The 19,984-nt window shown below is 40.9% G+C and carries 13 protein-coding genes and 1 tRNA gene; 6 read left to right on the top strand and 8 right to left on the bottom strand.

Translation table 11 applies throughout. The annotated features are described in order from the left end of the window. Window positions 1-19: 19 nt before the first annotated feature. Window positions 20-184, bottom strand: coding sequence for a hypothetical protein (locus tag JMN32_RS25245; protein ID WP_202859192.1), 165 nt, complete (start codon window positions 182-184; stop codon window positions 20-22). A 406-nt stretch (window positions 185-590) separates the two neighbouring features. Here JMN32_RS25245 and JMN32_RS25250 point away from each other — a divergent pair, with 406 nt between their 5' ends. Further along, window positions 591-1,478: a helix-turn-helix domain-containing protein gene (locus JMN32_RS25250; protein WP_202859193.1), complete on the top strand. Its 888-nt coding sequence runs from the start codon at window positions 591-593 to the stop codon at window positions 1,476-1,478. 115 nt (window positions 1,479-1,593) lie between these two features. On the opposite strand, the gene JMN32_RS27810 is transcribed toward JMN32_RS25250, so the two are convergent. The 4 genes from JMN32_RS27810 to JMN32_RS25270 form a co-directional block, all read right to left on the bottom strand. Continuing rightward, complete coding sequence (locus tag JMN32_RS27810) at window positions 1,594-1,995, bottom strand: SLATT domain-containing protein (protein ID WP_202859194.1); 402 nt, start codon at window positions 1,993-1,995, stop codon at window positions 1,594-1,596. A gap of 246 nt (window positions 1,996-2,241) precedes the next feature. After that, the gene (locus JMN32_RS25260) at window positions 2,242-5,805 is read right to left on the bottom strand and encodes a hypothetical protein (protein ID WP_202859195.1); all 3,564 of its coding nucleotides are present in this window, start codon (window positions 5,803-5,805) and stop codon (window positions 2,242-2,244) included. 40 nt (window positions 5,806-5,845) lie between these two features. Further along, window positions 5,846-7,486 (bottom strand): hypothetical protein, encoded by a 1,641-nt coding sequence (locus tag JMN32_RS25265; RefSeq protein ID WP_202859196.1) that lies wholly within the window; start codon window positions 7,484-7,486, stop codon window positions 5,846-5,848. 713 nt (window positions 7,487-8,199) lie between these two features. Further along, complete coding sequence (locus JMN32_RS25270) at window positions 8,200-8,730, bottom strand: REP-associated tyrosine transposase (protein ID WP_202859197.1); 531 nt, start codon at window positions 8,728-8,730, stop codon at window positions 8,200-8,202. Between the two features lie 224 nt (window positions 8,731-8,954). Here JMN32_RS25270 and JMN32_RS25275 point away from each other — a divergent pair, with 224 nt between their 5' ends. Beyond that, complete coding sequence (locus tag JMN32_RS25275; RefSeq protein ID WP_202859198.1) at window positions 8,955-9,239, top strand: hypothetical protein; 285 nt, start codon at window positions 8,955-8,957, stop codon at window positions 9,237-9,239. A gap of 109 nt (window positions 9,240-9,348) precedes the next feature. Here the strand turns inward: JMN32_RS25275 and JMN32_RS25280 are convergent. Continuing rightward, a tRNA-Met gene (locus tag JMN32_RS25280) sits at window positions 9,349-9,421 on the bottom strand. A gap of 151 nt (window positions 9,422-9,572) precedes the next feature. Here JMN32_RS25280 and era point away from each other — a divergent pair. The 4 genes from era to JMN32_RS25300 all read left to right on the top strand — a co-directional run bounded on the left by era (window position 9,573) and on the right by JMN32_RS25300 (window position 14,871). Further along, window positions 9,573-10,457, top strand: coding sequence for a GTPase Era (era, locus tag JMN32_RS25285; protein ID WP_202859199.1), 885 nt, complete (start codon window positions 9,573-9,575; stop codon window positions 10,455-10,457). A gap of 29 nt (window positions 10,458-10,486) precedes the next feature. Continuing rightward, on the top strand, window positions 10,487-13,138 hold the full coding sequence (locus tag JMN32_RS25290) for a vWA domain-containing protein (RefSeq protein ID WP_202859200.1): 2,652 nt from the start codon (window positions 10,487-10,489) through the stop codon (window positions 13,136-13,138). Between the two features lie 119 nt (window positions 13,139-13,257). Beyond that, window positions 13,258-14,562 carry a ribosome biogenesis GTPase Der gene (der, locus tag JMN32_RS25295; protein WP_202859201.1) on the top strand — a complete coding sequence of 435 codons (1,305 nt, stop codon included), beginning with the start codon at window positions 13,258-13,260 and terminating at the stop codon, window positions 14,560-14,562. Between the two features lie 66 nt (window positions 14,563-14,628). Beyond that, window positions 14,629-14,871, top strand: coding sequence for a hypothetical protein (locus tag JMN32_RS25300; protein WP_202859202.1), 243 nt, complete (start codon window positions 14,629-14,631; stop codon window positions 14,869-14,871). A gap of 108 nt (window positions 14,872-14,979) precedes the next feature. Here JMN32_RS25300 and JMN32_RS25305 read toward each other — a convergent pair whose 3' ends face one another. Together JMN32_RS25305 and JMN32_RS25310 are read right to left on the bottom strand one after the other, a co-directional pair. Further along, window positions 14,980-16,938, bottom strand: a complete 1,959-nt coding sequence (locus tag JMN32_RS25305) for a sialate O-acetylesterase (RefSeq protein WP_202859203.1) — start codon at window positions 16,936-16,938, stop codon at window positions 14,980-14,982. 122 nt (window positions 16,939-17,060) lie between these two features. Then, a complete protein-coding gene (locus JMN32_RS25310) occupies window positions 17,061-19,658 on the bottom strand; it encodes a cellulase family glycosylhydrolase (protein ID WP_202859204.1) in 2,598 nt (865 codons plus the stop codon). Window positions 19,659-19,984 lie beyond the last annotated feature (326 nt).

Below are 19,984 nucleotides of genomic sequence, written 5' to 3' on the forward strand. Positions count from 1 at the left end.
TTCACATTTCTTTAATCACTTAATTCCCTTCTTCAACTGGTGGTTCGACATGTCCATCGTCACCTTCAGTGGCAACTTCAATAGTGTTTTTTACGCTGGGTATAACCTCTTCTTCGTTACATGACATGGTTAAAGCTCCAAATGTTGCAATTATAGCTACCGCAATTATTCCTTTTTTACTCATAGTTTGTATGTTTTACTTAATAAGTGCAAACCTAGACCTTTCCAAGTAAAATATTTCAGTGAGTTTTAAGGCATAATTACACTAGTAACTAAGCACTTACAACTTACAACTTATGGCAAGAATGAAAAAAGTGCAATTAGCATAACTTTCTTGCTTTGTCTTAATCTCAGGGCTAAAAAAAGAGATATTACGAAACAGCGGGCCTGTACTTAAATGACTAGTAAACACAATATGTTGTATCATTTTTTACAACAAGGTAAAAACATTACATGGTGTAGTCACATTACAATGAAAATTTTATATGTATAAATATGAAATTTTCATCTAACAATCTCGTTTCAAACTGTCATCAATTTAAAAATAATAATTTAGGTAAATTAAAAATACATTTTTTGTATTTTTAATCATGCTAAAATCACTCGAAGATGTTTTTTCAATAGAAGGGACGGTAAAAGCTATTCAGTTTAACCGTATATTCAATGGAGAGCCTTTGCTTTCTGTAACCGACACGGGGGTACATAACCGTACTATTGACACCTGGGATTCAAAGAAGCTGATTATAACACCCCGGAAAAATAAAGGTGTTCATCGTAAATTTAATTTCCTTGAATTTGTCTGGATCAGAGTTTTGGCTGACCTGCAAAACATTGGGGTAAAAAACAAGGTACTCAAGCGAACAAAAAGGGAGCTCTTCTTCCATGTAGATTTTAAAATCATGAATCGCCTCGTCCGGATGGATAAGGAGTTGGTAGATGGCTGGCCAGATAGCTCTGATAAGGAGGAACTATTGGAGATAGTTAAGAGTGGAGTGAAAAGGAAGCGTGCCAGCAAGCAGTTTAACCTTTTTCAGCTTTTAGTGAGCAAGGCTATTTTTAGCAAGGAGCCTGTTAACCTTCTCATATTTAGTGATGGCGGCTGGCTTCCACTGTTTGATGATATTGGAGTTTTCTCTACGGAGCTTAAAGAGAAGATACTTTACGAAAGTCATATTTGCATCTCCCTTACAAGGATTATCAGGGAGTTTTTCGCCCATCCAAAAGCCGGGCTTATTATTAATGAGCTCAATTTATTCACCCCAGTGGAGTTAAAAGTTTTGCAAATCATCAGTTCCGGTGAGTATAATACCATTGAGGTTACTCTACTTGATGATAACAAGAGGCTATTGGAAAAATCAGCATATTCGGGATTGAAGCTAGTTGATTACCTGGTAGAAGGTAATTACAAAAATATCCGGCTTAATGCCCCTGGTGGTATGATGGTGATTGTGGAGAATACTAAAATATCCGTCAGTTAAAGGGATTGAGATATTTTTATTATCCAGTATATCTGTATCTAATTCAAGTCGGAAGGAGGTTTTTCCTATAAAAAATTAATTAAATTCAGAGGCACAGCGTCATATCTGGGCGTTGTTATTGCTTTTGTTTTAATTGGTAATAGATAAAGATTACTATTGGCCCATAAATCATTAGATGATATTTGAATTTGGTATGTAAATATTTTTTTCCCTTGATCCACATTACGCTTATTCTAGATAATTCAAAATACACACGCTTTGTTGTCTTGAAGAACTGGAAATCGATGGGATGATGATTTTCATATTTTTTCAGAATAGTGTCATAGCGACAAGAGATGTCTTCAATTCTACTTTGAGGACCGGGAACATTTTCAAAGGTTTTAACCATCCGTAATTCATTATACAATTCTCCAACTTCTAAACTGCATTGGTGAAATTTCTCACTTCTTATAGAATAGTTCTTTGCACTCTCAAACTGGCTATAGATCAAAATTAAGATAGATAAAGCGGTTGACACAAAGCATAATTCATTTAGCTTTTATCCTTTTTGCTCTTCTAACTTTTTTGAAGTATAGCTTGAGATATTTAAACATGTTGAATTTAATTGCAGCTAACAGCCAGCTATCATCCGTAAGCTGGACATTTCAAATATCTATAAAAGTATCTCATCCCACCAGCCTTTGCAAATAGCTCCGTTAGCTTACGGATGATAGTGTTTGTTAGCGTATTTTATATTATTAAAACAAGTGGTTTAATCTAAAAATTATGCTTCCAGCCCACCTGAGACAATTTGAGCAACCGCACTTCCTGCCATAAGTACGCAACGGAATGCTATGATTTTCTCTGCTTGACTTTCAACATTTACCTCAACTAACTCGGCTATTTCATTGACTCCATAGGCTATTTCGGCAGCACTCGCCCAAATCTCAGCTGTATCTTCACCTCCATCTGCTATAGCTGCTATAGCTGCTACAGCTTCTCCAACACCGATAATCGCTGAAAATATTCCTCTCATATAAGGAAGCTGATCGGCACCAGCTCTGGTTGTAGTATAGTTACAAATAGCGGCATTGAGAATACCAAGTCCTGTATTTGCTCCACCTATTATCATATCTGATGCCGACTCATGGTCACAAATGAGCTCCAGAATTCCTTCAATCGCCCAAACAATTGAATCTGTACGATAAGCTGCACTGAGATTATCAATGGCCTCTCCTATCGTTATTTCTACCTCTCCTTTTTTTGCCAATTTATATTCTTTTTCTGCCGCATTGAGCAGCACTGTGGTGATCAGTCTCCCGATGTACGCACCGCCAAGTATCATGCGAAATGTTCCGGCATAGCCGTCACCTTCTTGGTCACCACCCTGCTCGCTAAGAGCTTTACCTGCTATGCTCTTAGGTACTTCTATCAATTCTTCATCTGACTTGGGGGGAGATGGGAATTTATTTGCTGACTGATTTAAAGTTGCAATTCCGCTAGAGATTTGGCCGTCTGTAAGAAAATCGGCCGCCTGACCATTTCCATTAGTCGCAATGTCATACATCAATGCTGTTGGGACAGCTTGAAGAAGGCAAATCAAGTTTAAGATGGTCAAATCTTCGCCATCAGAGATGAATTCAAAAAGAGCCGTCAATAGGGGTATTTCCAGTTTTGTATTGATATCGTTTGAAAAGTCACTAATAAGTCCATTGACTTCCGGACCTGCAGCCTCCACAACTTCTCCGGTATCTACCACGATTGTGCCTAAATCTCCCAACAAATTCCCCACGACTTCTCGTAGGGAGTCATTTCCATCGATGAGGTTCACCAGGTCTTCAGAAAAATCGGCAGCAAGATTTAGTAAGCCTCCACCTAAGTTATCTACCGCTGTAGAAAATGACTCAGAGTCATGGTTTCCATTTTGGTCTCTGGGAGATGAGCTCGAATGCCGGGCTTTAGCAGCTAAAGAAGCTTTATTGTTATTTGATTGTGATCCTGAATTTGACCCTGAAAAATGGGACTGACCCCAATGAACTCTTGGGTCAGTACTATCCAGACCTGGAGATTGACCTGTATTTGTCTGAGAGTTATTAGCGTTATTTGCCATTGTTGTTGGAGAATTATCTGGAATTTGCCCCGTCAACTTGTCAGCATCATTTTTAATCATATCCCCATAGTAGACTATCCACTCTCCGAGCATAACCAATGCTTGCTTTGATACTTCTCCTGCAGAATCTAACAGGCTCTTATAGAAGCTAACCAGTTGTTTTTGAATCGTAAGAATATTATCCCAGTCAAATAAAAACGCCAACCAGTGGTATAGATCTTCAAAAACTGTTAATACAGCATTGAATAAGGCACAGGCGCAATTAGCAACATCTTCAGCTACTGCAATTATGGCGTGAAAAACGCTTTCGCCAATTTTAACTGCTAAATGCCAGACATCATCTGCTGCTTGTACAATCCAGGCAACTGCATCTTCAAAACCATGACCAACAGCTTGAACCAGGTCACCTATTTCTGCCAAAATCCAATCCGAGGGTATTTCTTCAATTGCTTGATGAGATTGACCAGTCTTCGAAGCACCAGAAACGACACTGTTGGCATTTTGAATGCCTGAGGCGATGCTATCTGCTGTTGTATCAGAAACATTACTGTTTAGCAAGCTTTGTGTTTGTCCCTGACCGTTGGTAATCTTAACGTTTTGCAGATCTGAGCCGGTCTTATAGGAAGTCATCTTGTCTCGAACCCCTTGAGTCGGATCTACTACTTTGGGACTCTGATCCGTTATTGAATCATCAACAACAGAAAAACTATAGCTAGGGGCCCCAAGGCTATGTACGTTTTGCATAATGGTAATAGCACCTGAAGCATCAGTATCTACTATAAGAGGGTTGTCCTTTGAGACGGTGCTGTATCTGCCATTTACCTGAAGAGTTACTGTATTACTTGGGGTTATTTGAACTGTAGCGTTGGTTCCTTTTTGGTAGCCATTTGCGTCTGGCTGAGTAACCTGCAAGCGTGTTGTGTATGTTTTCAGTGAAACATAGGCATTGGTAGATGGAAGGTGAATTTTCGTTTGGTTCCAGCTTCCATTCCCACTAGCATCAGTGGCTAAATGAACCAAGCTCTCTTCTTCTGTTATGGGGTCTGAAATAACGGCAAATAGGGACTTCAATTGTCGGTTTTCGCTTAAATATGGCGAAATATTCTTCACATTGCTCAGTAAGGGCAAGGGAGTAGACCAGTTGGACAAACTTCCATCTTGTGCTATAGAAGCACTCAAATGAAAGGCCTGACCTGATTGATTCACTCCCCAAATTGAAAGTAAGCTCCCATCAGAAACGGCATGCAGGTGGGTTACATCGCTTAGGTATGTTTGACCAGATGGATTAGAGGCCACTATAGTGCCCAAAAAATAATTTTTGTCGTTTTGTGATGTGTTATGTGCAGGGAATAATACCAAGTTGCCTCCGTCTGCTACTAAAAGGGTAGTGAAAGAATTTCCAGAATCTTCCTGCAAAGCAACAGCTGCTATGGCAGTTGCTTCATTACTGACTTGATAAAAACGTGCTGGAAACTGTGAAGAACGAGGTTTAAAAGTAAGGCTGACTTGGGGGCTGCCACCAATGGTCTGAGAATAGAGCTTGTATATTCCTGGCATAACAGTGCCCTGTGGCTGTCCCACATCACTACCTAGCAACGTATCGTAATCCTGCTCAGGAATCAAATAAGTCCAAATTTGTGAAGGTGCAGGGAATTCCAAACTCACTTCAAAAGGTAGCTCCAACTTATTGCCCGGATCGACTACCGTAATCGCTGCAAAAGGTTCAGACCCACTCACAATGGCAAGATACACCTCTGCAATACTTAGTGTGGAAGCTACCAATTGTGGCTTTTGACTATCGTAAAAGTCAAATGCACGCTCTGTCCAAACAATTGTTGAAGGATCACTTATCCAACTGGCTTTTGCATCGCTGCTCAGCGTTGTGATAAAAACCTGATCATAGCTGGAATCTCCCGAAGTTTGGGTGACAGCAATGGCAATTGTGATGTCTCCAGGCATGCCTGAATTAGTAGCCTGTGTGGCGTCAAAAAGCTTTGCAGTGACGGTAGCGTTCTCAGCAGCGGGAATGCCAGTGCCTATTTCCAGTGTTTCCCATCCGGTTTCATGGTCATCCTGACCTATGGTAGCTCTAAAAATACCACTGTCGTCAATTGAAAACATGATGGCTTGATGATCTGTAGTCTTTGCTATGGCGAGTGCAGACTGGGCCGCTAGCGGCTGAGCCGCTAGGTGGTTCTCCATGAATTGTGCGGTTGCATTAATGCTATATGCGCTCATTTTTCTTTTTGTTAAGTCGTTTTTAAAGAAAGCGTGGGAATTAATTTCCTTGATCTCGGTACATAATAGAAACAACTAGGTTTGCACCAGGATTGATGAATAGGCTTGAGTAACTAAAAACGTTGTTCCCTGGGAGGACAAAGTTGTTTATGCTGCTAAGGTTTGATGAAATATCCGTTTTGAGTGTTGACGAAACATCTTTGGATATATCGGTTCTTATGCCATCAAAATCATCTTCGAAAGTTACCCCGGCCAATGCAGCTAAGAACTCCACCAAGCCACTCGGTCCATCTGTTGTCGGAGATTCATCAAAATCAGAGTCAGCTACTTCCAAATCGATCGTTCCTTGATTACTATCAAGTTTTAAGTTGAAGGAAGCACTCCAGGGAAATGTGGTCGGTGATAGCTTAGCAGTGCCGTTTCCTAATAAAGCAGTGTTATAAAATGCTCCGCAAGAAATAATCATAGTGCCATTTAGTACTAATTGACAAATCGTCTCAGCATTGCTAGCAACTGTCACTTTAACTGCAAATGAATTATTGACACTTGCATTTCCGCTCCAGGACCATGCTGACAGAGTTCCTCCCCCTTTTCCATCATTCTCTGTATCCTTAGTGTAGCTGAAGGAGGCAATTTGGTTATTATTATCAGAGTTCGCGGTCACTGTAGACATTGCAGGGATGGAATTATCGCTGGTCTTATTAAAATCCGGGTACTCACCTGCTCCTCCCGGCCCAACTATATCGTAATAAAAACTTAAATCCGCCAAAGCATCTGTGCCTGCAAAAACTTCTCCTATTGTTGTTCCTAAAGGCTCTTGCCGCACAAGAAAGAGTCCTGTAGCATTAGCATCGGTAAATGCATAGTTGTCAAAGCAATTGACTAGCGTTAGAGCATCTCCTGGAAGAGTCCTGTTTTCAGTCATCATAGCAATGGCTAATGCACTTAGTTCTTTTTGTTGTGTATTTGCCAATACTGCGATTCCTGCCGCAGTTGGGGTAATTGCCGGAGGGGATGAAGCTGGCTTGGAAGTGGTTTGAGTTATTAAGCTTGCCAAGGGCACATTTCCTTTTTCTTCTTGACTCTTTAAGTAGTCTCCGAGACAGGTCATTAAGAATTGCCAGGAGGTTTGATCGATTCCTGTAGGAATATCGGGGTTTAATTGTGCATATGGCGTCAAGGTTGACATATCGGCTACTATTTGTTGTACGGAGAAAATGTCGCCATAGTCTTTGTTGAGAATATTTAGCTTTTCCTGTACATTCGCTGGGATCTTACTGTTTTCTAAATTTTGTAAAGTGAGAGAAACGGTCATAGGGATTTTCCAAATTTCATCTACAGTTGTACTGTCCGAAGTAGGGTCTTTTTGGGTATAATTCGCATTAATAAGTTTATCGTTTAAAATTGCTCCCGCAGCAAAAGTGAGTGTTAAGATGACTGTATTATTCCCCTTGGCTGAATCAGTGGATAGATCGATCATCTCAACGCGTAAGTCACCTGAAACAACATCATAAACTGGCATCCATGTGCCCTGAAAAGTAAGCTGTGCTTTTGATGGATCGTTGGTAGGCTCCCAGTTCCCCCCATTGTTGATATAGTACAATGAAATTTCGGGGGCATCTGCTACTAGCACTTCTGCCAAAGCCGCATTCAACTGTTGTTGTGGAATGATGCAGGCCATGTCTAAATTGGACAAAACCATTTGTGAAAAATCGATGTAATCTGAATTATTGGTTTTCATGGCAAAAATCTTATTCTCAATTAAATGATGCTGATAAATTTATATTCCTTACTTTATAGTTAACACAATTGACACTAACATCTTGATGACAGTATGCTTGTTATTTAATATATAACTATGTATCCGTAATTCATTTGAATGACAGACTTACCCAAACACAATCGCTTACAAACGATTAAAATCGGATATAACAAACACTTTAACATACTCTATGCTCAACAACTACCTTCAAAACTTTCCCAAATACACATGCAACTTTCCAGAAGTCGTTTTTACGTTGGTGAGCGAAATTTAAAGCTAGCCAATGAGTAATGACTTTGTCAATACCCAACCTTGGGTATATTGCACTTCGACAAGCTCAGTGACCGAGGTAAGGTTAGAAATTCTCCCTTGAGGGAGATGTCTGAAAGACAGAGGGTGTATTGTGATGTAAATAATAGACAACCCTGTGGTCCTCCCGAAAGTCTTCGTGACGGGTCTCTCAAGGCACATTCTTAGCTAAGAGAGGGACTCTGGATCAAGTCCGGGTTGACACAACTTTTGTTATGGGCATAAAACAAAAAAGCTTGAATCCAGCTATTCGGGATTTGTAACCAGCTATTCGGGATTTGTAATCCCGAAGCTATATCGTAGGATTTGTAATCCGACACCCCTCAACCAAAAACATTCAACTCCAGCCTTCCTTTACGAACTCCATAAAAATCTCCGGCACTACTCAACAAATAATCTTCTTCTTTTTCCACAACACCTGCCTTTACAGGATTCATATGGATATAATTGACTTTGATATCGTAAAATTCAATGCTCATTATCTCTTCTCCGTGATAGCCTTCTTCCCAGAACCAAATTCTATTATTGTACTTTAAAACATGCAACAGCCATTCTCTTCTACTCTCTTTGTTGTTAGCTTCAATTGCATTATATATTGCTTTTGATGTATACTTTTTCAAATCCCTGATTACATCGCTAAGATTTTCGTTTTTGGCTCGTATTATTAAATGGCAGTGGTTACTCATCACAACCCACGCATATATTTCAAGGCCTTTTACATTTTGACAATGCTTTAAACTGGCCAACAAAATATCTACATACTCAAGACGTGTAAATACATCTACCCACTGATGCACTGTAAATGTCACATAATGTACAGCCCCCTGATCTCGAACTACATATGCATATCCCATACTGCTAATTTAGCGTGCCACGTTGAAAACCCTACTAATCATTTTTTTATTATGTATGTGTGTCGCGTTGCAAACGCTACGATAAGGCTTCGACATTACAAATGTCGAAGAGCTAGGTTAACTATCATGATTTAGGAGGTGGTGGATATAATATTATTGTAATCAGGGATCATAAATTCGATCAATTTAATCTAAAATCAAATTGGATAGCAATCAACCCGGTTTTGGCAAGATATTTAGGTTGGAGCCCCATGCCTAACAAGTTGTTTGCATGGCAAAACACGCAAGGTGAATTAATTGCGGAATCCATTTATTGGGCAAATGGAAATATTAATATGACACCTCGAAAAGATGGAGAAGTTGGGGAAGGCTGGTTTGTCGTGATTTCTAGATTAGATCAGATTAGAATTGCCGAGAAGAATTTGTGTCTTCAAAAGAAATTAAACCGATTTATGTACAAAGAGTCAGTTCTAATGAAAAATCAAATATTTGATGTAGTAAAAATATAAAAAAGGCTTAGGTGTTTCCGACTTTTACTGGAACGAAATTTCTCGAACTCCAACATAAAACCCCTAAAAAACAAAAAGGAAGCCGAAAATCAGCTTCCTTTTGTCGTAGTAGCGGGAGCAGGACTCGAACCTGCGACCTTCGGGTTATGAGCCCGACGAGCTACCAACTGCTCCATCCCGCGATATATTTTTAGTATTTTTATCGCTCTTTTTGTGAAGGTAAAAGCACTCGTTTAATGCTTTTTTATATCCCTCTCGCTCAATTGGAATACAAAAGTAGGTGGAAGATATTTAAAAATCAAGTACCTTTGCAAAAATAAATTTTAAACCCTCATGTCAACCACTCCTCACAAGGCCGGATTCGTAAGTATTATTGGTAAACCCAACGTAGGGAAATCTACCCTTATGAACCAATTAGTGGGGGAAAGGCTCTCCATCATCACTTCCAAAGCCCAAACTACACGCCACAGAATAATGGGTATTTTAAGTGGAGAAAATTTTCAAATTATTTATTCCGACACCCCTGGAATTATAAAACCGGAATACGAACTACACAGTTCCATGATGAAATTCGTCAGCTCTTCGCTCGAAGATGCCGATGTAGTTTTGTTCATGACCGACATCTATGAAAAATTTGACGAGGCACTGGCCGCCCATCTGAAAAGGATCGATGCCCCCGTCATTTTCATTCTCAATAAAATTGACCAGGCTAAGGGCACACAAGGCGAAGACAAGCTTGCCTACTGGAAGGAGCTGGTTAAAGCCGACAAATACCTGATGGTTTCAGCTCTTGAAGGACTGGGAATCAAAGAGCTTTTTGATGCCATTGTAGAACTGCTACCTGAGCACCCCGCCTATTTCCCAAAAGATGAACTCACCGATAAACCGGAAAAATTCTTTGTAGAAGAAATAATCCGTGAGAAGATATTTATAAATTACAAAAAGGAAGTACCCTATAGCACAGAGGTTGTGGTAACCGAGTTTAAGGAAGACGAAAACATCATACGGATAAGGGCTGAAATATATGTGGAGCGAAAAAGCCAGAAGGGTATTATTATCGGCAAAGGCGGTGAGGCCTTAAAGAAAGTTGGGATCCAGTCCCGGGCCGATCTGGAAAAATTCTTCAACAAGCAAATCCACCTGGAGACATTTGTAAAGGTTGCCGAAAACTGGAGAAAACAGGAGTTGAGCCTAAAAAGGTTTGGATATAAAAAGTAATTGGAAATCATAAACAAACTTGCCCCTCAATGATGAAAGTATTTTACTTCCTTCTATCTATTTTATTGTCCTTAATCTGGGTACAACTGCAAGCCCAGTCTATATCACACCGAACAGCCGAAGCCCTCGATGCCTATACTCAGGTTACCAATAAAAGCATCGAGAATCTCACTCAAGGTATAAGCTGCCTGAAAGGTTTCCAGCATGCTGTTACTCTTTATAAAGAACGTCAGCACGAATATAATTTCAGAAGTTATAAATCAGCCTGCATTGATTTTGTAGATGACTTTCTCCTACAAAAACAAAAGGAAAAAGCCACTCAACTAACGGCTACCGAAAGGGCTATATTGAACCACCCCTACAATGCCATGCTTAAGGTATATGGCACCATTGTAGAAAAGTGTCGCGAGCTGGAAACTTATGTCAACCTCCAGGATTATGCCAATGATGTGGACATGGCGTGGGCTGAAAACAAACTGCAGGAAATCCAAAAGGAGTATGAAAACTTCAGAACAGCCAAGCGTAAGCTGGATGCTGCTATTGATAATACTTATAGAAAATACCAGCCTTACAACCCGGGCAACATCCACCATGTGGCTGAGCAACGCATGAGGGATATCATGAAACTTGAAGCAGACATGATGGACCTGTGGGCCTATAACCTCAGGCCTAAAATACCCATTAATGGCATCCCTAACGCTGCAGTGATCCGAAACCTCAACCTGATTGACTCTACATTTCGCTGGACTGCCATCCCGAAAGTGAGTTTATTCTATAAAAAATTTGTATATCACGCATTCTATGGAGCGCAAGGAAACAAACGATACTGGCTTGATAGAAATATCTACAAAAACCAACTTACCGATGAGCATGCTAACTCCGGGTATAAGGCTTTTCTCAATGATCTTAACAATGGTGCCCTGCCTTTCTTCAATAGGTTTTGCACATACAATGATAACTTCCGGGGGATTGCGCTTACTGGCTATTGTCCCTCCTTTGTACTTCCTGAAGAACCTGTTAAAATCGAATTGGAACCAGTAAGGTATGACACCCTTACTTTAAACCCGATTACACCATCGCCCGAGAGAAGTGGCATCTCTCAGGAAACAGCATATGCACTTAACAGCTACATCGAATTTGTTAACCATGCTGTGAGAGTGTGTAACAGCATCCCTCATGTTATGATTAACTATAACCATTCGGTCAACAATGCCTTTCATGCTCAGCGAAACCCTTTCCAATTTCACTATACTTACCCTGACATTCCCTTGTCGTACTATAAAAGTGCACTCTTCAACAGCAAGTATATTCCCAAAACCTACCGCACCACGTTAAACAAACAGGTAACACAGATCTGGCAGATTTTTGATGAACTACAGCAATCACTGAAACAACTGGAGCTGATGACTTACGAAAAAAGTAACACTCAGCATATATATGAATTTATCTACAGCCGCCTGAGAAGAGTCAGCCATCTAATAGACCAGTTCAACCATCAAACCGATGCGCTCTACAACAATATCAAAAGCATCTATGAAAGCTACCCCAAAGATATGTCTGCTCCATGGATGACAACCGGCACGGATATGACTGCCCTGATGGACGAAAGCAGAGCAATCATTACCGCCATGTACAGTTACATCAGAGACAGTTCAGGAGTACTCCCCACCACGGACAGACTCAACGAAAAGGCCAGGGAAGCCTTTTTAAACAAACACGCCAACCTGGATGGTATCAATGCCAGTAAATACGGAACATACCCCAGCAAAATTGAAAAATATTATAATGAAATAATTGATGGGGCTAAAGAAATAGGCGAACTGGCACGAACAGGTTTTGGCGCCAACCCTTATAGCGATGGCAAAAGGGGCACTTCTCCCTCCTACACTTACAAAGAGTTTGTATACAAGTACAACCATTTAATTCAGCTCTATTTTGACCATCTTGTGGAAATACCCGATGCAGAAAGGCCCAAATCGGAGTTTTTCAATCCGCATATAGATTTTGAGCCGGTATCATTGCTCAAGCATCAGAAAAAAATGACTTTCTACACCTTTATTCCCCCTGCGGGTATGGATAATCAAGGCGAGCAACCAGAGGTTGAGCAAGTCGATGAGCTATATGTTTCTATGGAAGGTTATGCTTTAAACCACCTGGTTTTGCTGCTGGACGTTTCATCATCTATGAGAAACCAGAACAAGCTACCACTGCTCAAAAAATCTCTAAAAAGGCTATTATCCATCATGCGTGAGGAAGATAAGATGTCAATCGTGATCTATTCGGAAAATGCAAGAGCAGTGTTGAAGGGAGTTTCGTGTCAGAATAAAAAAGTAATTAAAGAGCTGGACAAACTAAGCTCAGAGGGAACCACAAACATCAAAAATGGTGTTGAGCTGGCTTATAAAATAGCAGACAAATTTCACATAGAAGGCGGCAACAATAGGATTATCCTGGCTACAGACGGTCAGTTTAATATTCCTGAATCACTTTATGAGTTAATCAGTGAAAAAGCTGAAAATGATATAATTATGTCTGTATTTTACTACGGAAACAAAAATGTAATGCCTAAAAAAATGGCTAAGATGGCAGAAGCGGGTAACGGGAAGTTTTCACATGTTACTACCGAAAATACCGACCTGATATTGGTCAAGGAAGCTAAAGCAAAACGGTTGGAACAGTAGGCAAAACAGTAAAGAGACAAAAACAAGTACACAATTAATTAGAGAATAGGGTTTGGAGTTGTTAGTTTCGCAGTTACATTTTTGTAAAAGCCTGTTAATTACTCCCAATATAAAAGGATATGGCAAATATAGTAGCTATTGTAGGACGCCCCAATGTAGGCAAATCGACACTTTTTAACCGCTTGATAGAAAAGCGTAAAGCAATCATGGATGATGAAAGCGGGGTGACGAGAGACCGTCATTATGGCTATGCAGAGTGGACGGGAAAGCACTTTACGGTAATTGATACCGGTGGTTATGTAACCGGCTCGGAAGATAAATTTGAATCAGAGATCCGGCACCAGGTAGAACTGGCTCTCGAAGAGGCCACTGTAATACTATTTATGGTAGATAGCTTTGCTGGCCTTACAGATTTGGATAAGGACTTTGCCAAGGTACTGAGAACATCCAACAAACCCGTTTACCTGGTAGCAAATAAAGCTGACACTACAGAGCGCATCCATATGGCTAGCGAATTTTATGCGTTGGGCATGGGTGAGATCTATCCCATATCTTCAGCCAGTGGTTCTGGTACAGGTGAGCTGCTTGACCAAGTTGTTAAAAACTTTGATGAGGGTGAAGAGAACCCTGAAGAAGGTATTCCCCGTATAGCTATCCTTGGCCGCCCTAATGTTGGTAAATCATCTTTCCTCAATGCATTGCTAGGTAAGGAGCGTACTATTGTAACTGATGAAGCTGGCACAACACGTGACTCTATAAATACGCATTATAAACTTTACGGCAAGGACTTTATTCTTACAGATACAGCAGGTATCAGAAAAAAATCCAAAGTCAAGGAGGATATCGAATTCTATTCTGTTCTCAGGTCAATCCAGGCCCTTCAGGATAGCGATGTCTGCATTTTTATAGTAGACGCTGAAAGGGGCCTTGAGGCCCAGGATATGAGTATCATCAACCTGGCATTAAAATACAGAAAAGGCATTATGATCATGGTCAACAAGTGGGACCTGATTGAAAAAGAAAACAATACGGCTGAAAAATACCGAAAAGCTATTTTACAAAAACTGGGACAGCTGGATTATATTCCGATCATTTTCACCTCTGTAGTCAAGAAACAGAGGATATTCCAGGCCATTGAAAAAGCCATCGAGATCTATGACAACAGAACCTCAAAGATCTCTACTTCAAAGCTTAACGATGCCATACTGCCCGAGATAGAACACAACCCTCCACCGGCAATAAAAGGTAAATATATCAAAATAAAGTACATCACTCAGTTATCAGCTCAAACTCCCGCTTTTGCATTTTTCTGCAATTTGCCTCAGTATATTAAGGCTCCATACGAGCGATTTTTAGAAAATAAAATAAGAAAACATTTTAACCTCGAAGGCGTACCAATTCGTCTATTTTTCAGAAAAAAATGACATGGATTTGACCTTTACATGTTTTTGTATCTATATTTACCCCTTCAAATCAAAACCTGTGAAAAAATGAAAAAACTATTGACATTATTTTTAGCTCTAGGATTCACTTTCGCATTTGTTGCTTGTGGTAACAATGCTTCAACAGAGGAATCAGCAGAAGAAACTACTACGACTGAAGAAGTTGTAGAAGAAACTACTGAAGAAGAAGTAGAAGTTGTAGAAGAAGCTGCTGAAGAAGTAGAAGAAGGTGCTGTAGAAGAAGTAGAAGAGACTGTAGAAGAAGTTGATTCAGTTGAGAACGCTGAGTAATTTTCTTTGAAACTCATAAGAAAGGGCTTTGGTTTTCCAAAGCCCTTTCTGTTTATATAGACTTTTACATGGCATCGAATGCAGGTAAGAACTGTCAAAGTATGATCTCTACTTTTGGGTGATGCCCTTCCAGTCATCCGTTCTAAAAGGTACTGCGGGCAGTCCCTCAGAGTTTATCAGGTTGCATTCAGGGTTATCGGCCCACGCATAGCGCACTGACTTGGGTGACTTCACTTTGTCAGAATAAACTACTACTTCGCCCCCGTCAATCTCAGCCTTAGCCCAATAAAATTGTTTATCTTCTCCGGCTATAGCAAAACCACTAATCTCTTTTCCACCTTTGGTTGAAAGCCCTGAACCAATACTTGTAAAACTGATACGCACTCTGTCTTCCTCTATTTTAAAACTTTTGTATTGCGGCCCTGAAGCTATAACATTCTGCTTATAAACAAGCTTGTTGGCGATTAAAGCCAAACGCCGTCCCACTTCCTGCTTGTTTTTTGGGTGAATATCATTAGCCTCTCCAATGTCAATGATACAGGCCATGCCCGCATTAGGCTGCAATAATGTCAATGTCTGAGCTTCTCTAAGCTCTGCCCAATCACTCTCCATAGGAAGAGGCTTCGCATTATGGAAATTGGCTAATTGCACATATAAGAAAGGGGTATCGCCTTGCTCCCATTGCTTTCTCCAGTCATTTATCAGCATCGGAAACAGTTTCCGGTAATTATATGCCTGCTCAACATTTGCTTCTCCCTGATACCAAAGAAATCCTTTAATACCATAAGGAATAAGCGGGTTGATCATTGCATTGAACAGTAGTTCAGGGTAATAGTGATAATTTTGTATTTCAGGAATTGCCGGTTCAAGCCCTTCCTTATACAGCCATGTGCCTGCTAAAGAGATTATAGAAGAGCTGTCAGTAATATATATTTTTTCTGCCGGAGGGTTTAGCCCACCTCCTCCCCACAACAATGCCATTCTGATCGAAATGGTATTTTCTCCACTTTCAACCAGGTCAGCCGGAATGGTATAATCGTGGGTAGGGTTGGCATTCCAGATATTCTTACAAATTTCCGTACCATTGAAATAAAGTGAATAATTCATCTCCGGACGCCCCAAATTGATCGTCAGATCTTTACCGGAAAAGGCCTTCGGCAGCATTACTTTTTTACGCAGCCAAACCATTCCTTCGTATGAGCCCATCCCAAAATCTCTGAACACCCCGGGCATTTCAATTTCCTTCCAGGTTGAGTCATCGTATTCCGATAGAGGAACAGTCTTATCCGTATTATTTTGCGGGTTAAACACAATCTCCCAAAAACGGACGGCATGCAGGCTGTCTGTAACCAAATGGTTATAGGTAAGTGTATCGTTGGCTTGCACTCTCTGTCTTGTGATGGGAGAAGAGAGCAGCATTGCCCTGCTTGTCCATGACTCTACAGGTGTACCTCCCCATGCACTCTGAATGATACCTATGGGAACATTTTGCTCCCGATGTATTTTGCGCGCAAAATAATATGCAACAGCTGACAGCCGTCTCACACTGGCTGTATCGCAAATCTTCCAGTAGCCTGAAGAAATATCTTCCAATGGAGCTAGTTTCATATCGTGCTCTACAATAAGAAAGCGGATATCAGGATAATCAGCCTTGGCAATTTCATTGCTTGCATCCATTGCCTGTTGCACCTGCCATTCCATATTGGATTGCCCTGAGGCCAACCAAACATCTCCGATCAGGATATTAGTTAACTCGATACTTTGATTCGGCTTACCCTTTTCGTACAACTTGAGTGTATAAGGTCCTCCTGCTTTAAACTCCGGAAAATCAACCCTCCATTTTCCCTGCTCATCAGCTTGTGTTGTTATCTGAACTCCCCCTAACTCAGCCGTAATGAGCGCTCCCGACGCTGAGTTTCCCCAAACAGGGATTTTCATATCTCTTTGTAAAACCATGCCTTCTCCAAATACTTTAGGCAATGTGATCTGCCCATGGCTTTGGTAAAAGAGACACAATACTAAAATCGTGATCGCTGCTCTTAATTTTATTCTAACTGTTACTGTCATTGTTTTTAAAATTTACAAAAACAACGATAGATTAACTCCTCAAGGAGTATTGTCATATCGCATAAAATAAAAAGTATGGTATGGCAGTTCTTAAAAGCGCTGTCATACCATACCAACATTTTTTATCTTACTACTAACTTTTTAGTGTAATTAACTTTTTCTGACGTAACCGTTACCAGATAAACCCCTTCCCTTAGCTGTGTCTTAAGGTTTAATGTTCCACTTGCAGTTACTACTTTTTTGTGTACCAACCGTCCCTTGTTATCAAAAACGCCGATGGTGGCGTTTTCCATAGTTTTGGGTATGGTTATCGAGAAGTTTCCTTCCAGTGACGGATTAGGGTAAATAACAATACCACTTGCTGCTACATCTGCCTCCGTCAATTTACCTGATTCCGGCTGAACCACCCTGGCCGATAATCCTCCGGAAGTAGCATAGCTTATGTAGCCAGCACAATGCAGCCACTCGCTGTTAGATCCTCCACAGCTGCTATTTTGCCAAACCCCTGTATTAGTAGACTGGTTCTCCGACTGGTAGGTTGTTCCGCCTATAGTAACATAGTCTATCTGTACATCTCTTCCTCCATTGTCATTGGTGAAATGCACCGATACGGCCCCCTCACCGGAAGCGGTGTAATTAGCATAGGATGTGGTCAAAGTCCAGGTAGCTACTGTTTGGCCTCCTACTTGTAAATCTATAGTTTCATCTCCTTTAGTTCCCCTGGCACGTATCACAATGCCAGCTGCATTATAGGGCGACAAATAGCTTCCTGCAATAACCTGCTGACTAATACCCGGTCCCTGCCATGCTACAGCCACATTGTCTCCGCCACTCCCTTCTTTGTGCAATACTTCCACGTAATATTTCTGCCCTGCATTCAGTGTAATACTTGCTGATTGCTGGGTGTTGTATTTGGTCCATTGCCTTGGGTTAGTCCAGCCACTCACATAAGCAATCCTCGATTTATTACCAGGATTATCATCTGTACCGAGGTATAGCTCCGTATTATCGTCCCCTGCTATCCAAAATGTATAACTTCCTGAAGTTGCAGGATGAATATACCCACGTATCCTGGTTCCATAGTTACTACCCCAATTGGTTGGTCCTTCCAGCGACGACAGTTGCTCACTTCCTGAAGGGTTATTAGGGTAATTGCTACTTGAAGTCAGGTTACTGATTGCAGTCCCACTTACTCCGGTCCAATATTCCCTTAAAATCGTACCGGAGCCTCCGCCAGTACCTCCATTAACAGTCACCTTAAATGTATGTGTACTATTACAGCCTTGCGCATTGGTATAGGTAGCCACATAATCACCTGCCTGGCTGGGCTGGATATTGGAAATTGTAACCTCTCTCGTGTTGGCACTAAATGAATTGGGACCACTCCAGCTCCACGATCCTCCCTGAGTAGGCCACGGTCCAAACTTTATGCTACCTCCAGCATCCAGGGTTCCACTGGATGTTTGAATCCATGACCCCCCGTTGACCTGAACATAGGGTGTAATCTCGGATGGAGTACAGCTTGCTCCAACACCTTCCATAATGGCATCAACATTACCCTGATCAACCACATTTCCGGTACTGCGATCAAATAGTGCTGATTCAATCCCTCCATGATCCCAGTAAACCGGAATTATTCCATGACTGACTGCAGACTGCACAACATACTTATGATAATACCTTCTAGATGCTAAATGAAGTGACTCTTCAGGAATGCCCGAACGCCTCGTTGCCGAAAACTCACCAATAATAACAGGAATACCATTGTCTATAAACTTGCTTTTCATCAACGCAAAACGCTCATCCACATGACTCTCTTCACCCCAATCAGCATTACGCGAAGTATTTACTGTAGAATGATATCCATTACCCCAATAGTAAAACATATTGCCCCAACTTGCATCCTCGCTCATCAGACAAAATTGATATGGGTCATAATAATGCACTTCAACCATCATGCGGTTTGAAATCTGATCGGCTGGCAAAGTATTCATCAGGTCATTGGTCATTCCAATATCTGTTCTTGGCCCCTGGACAATCAATGTCCGTGAACTGTTATTCCCACCTGTTGCACGTACAGCATTAACAAATGTCTGATGGTATGATAACAAGACTGACATTTCAGTAGCATTCTCTGCATCAGGCTCATTCGCACTGGCAAAAAGTAAATGCTCATCATAGTTCTTAAAGTTATTGGCAATCTGTGTCCAGTAAGCCTGTTGCTTCTCATTTACAACCTGCTGCTGTGCCGTAGTCACATTGTTTTCCAACCACCCATTATCCCAGTGAATGTTAATTATCACATACAGATTACTATTAATACAGTAATCAACCACTTGTTTTACTCTGGACATCCAGGCAGCATCAATTTGATGCGTATTCGGATCTGCATACTGGTCCCATGAAATAGGAAGGCGGACTGTATTGAAACCGGCAGCTTTCACACCATTCATAAGTTGTTGGTTTGCCTGAGGGTTACCCCAGTTGGTTTCTCCACCTATTGCCTCCAGGGTATTGCCAAGGTTCCAGCCAACTTTCATATTAGCAGCAACCTGAGAGGCTGTTGGCAACTGTGAGAAAACTGTTGTAGACATTAATAATCCAATGACGAGAAGCATTAAGCTTCGCACACTATTAAAATGCGCTTTTAATAAAGCGGCGGTAGTACTTCTTGCCCGAAGGAGAAATACTAATAAATCATAGGAAAAGGTTCTAATCATAGTTTATAGAGTTTAAGTTGAACAATAAAAATTATTGCAGAAATCGTTTGCAGGTATAATCGAACAAACTGCTCTAAGACACCCGGCAGTTATGTAATCACTTAGATGGTTGTTTTAGGTTTGATGTAAGGCCTGAATGCAAAGTTTCAGTTCACCCAGAGAACGACTCTATACTAAGTCAAATACACACTGCAAGATATTCTTTATCTCATCTGTAGGGGGTGCTCTATGTTTCCAATGTAGGACGTGTATGTTTCATTAGCATTACTTGGGCTTTCTCAGTGTACTATTTTGTGGGATCGATCATCATGTGCCATGCCAAAATA

The sequence above is a fragment of the Fulvivirga marina genome, from assembly GCF_016775155.1.
GTDB lineage: Bacteria > Bacteroidota > Bacteroidia > Cytophagales > Cyclobacteriaceae > Fulvivirga > Fulvivirga marina.

Coding starts and splice junctions, on each gene's coding strand:
- era (WP_202859199.1), top strand. CDS start 9,573: ATGTCAACCACTCCTCACAAGGCCGGATTCGTAAGTATTATTGGTAAA.
- JMN32_RS25260 (WP_202859195.1), bottom strand. CDS start 5,805: ATGAGCGCATATAGCATTAATGCAACCGCACAATTCATGGAGAACCAC.
- JMN32_RS25305 (WP_202859203.1), bottom strand. CDS start 16,938: ATGACAGTAACAGTTAGAATAAAATTAAGAGCAGCGATCACGATTTTA.
- JMN32_RS25300 (WP_202859202.1), top strand. CDS start 14,629: ATGAAAAAACTATTGACATTATTTTTAGCTCTAGGATTCACTTTCGCA.
- JMN32_RS25310 (WP_202859204.1), bottom strand. CDS start 19,658: ATGATTAGAACCTTTTCCTATGATTTATTAGTATTTCTCCTTCGGGCA.
- JMN32_RS25250 (WP_202859193.1), top strand. CDS start 591: ATGCTAAAATCACTCGAAGATGTTTTTTCAATAGAAGGGACGGTAAAA.
- JMN32_RS25290 (WP_202859200.1), top strand. CDS start 10,487: ATGATGAAAGTATTTTACTTCCTTCTATCTATTTTATTGTCCTTAATC.
- der (WP_202859201.1), top strand. CDS start 13,258: ATGGCAAATATAGTAGCTATTGTAGGACGCCCCAATGTAGGCAAATCG.
- JMN32_RS25245 (WP_202859192.1), bottom strand. CDS start 184: ATGAGTAAAAAAGGAATAATTGCGGTAGCTATAATTGCAACATTTGGA.
- JMN32_RS25270 (WP_202859197.1), bottom strand. CDS start 8,730: ATGGGATATGCATATGTAGTTCGAGATCAGGGGGCTGTACATTATGTG.
- JMN32_RS25265 (WP_202859196.1), bottom strand. CDS start 7,486: ATGGCCTGCATCATTCCACAACAACAGTTGAATGCGGCTTTGGCAGAA.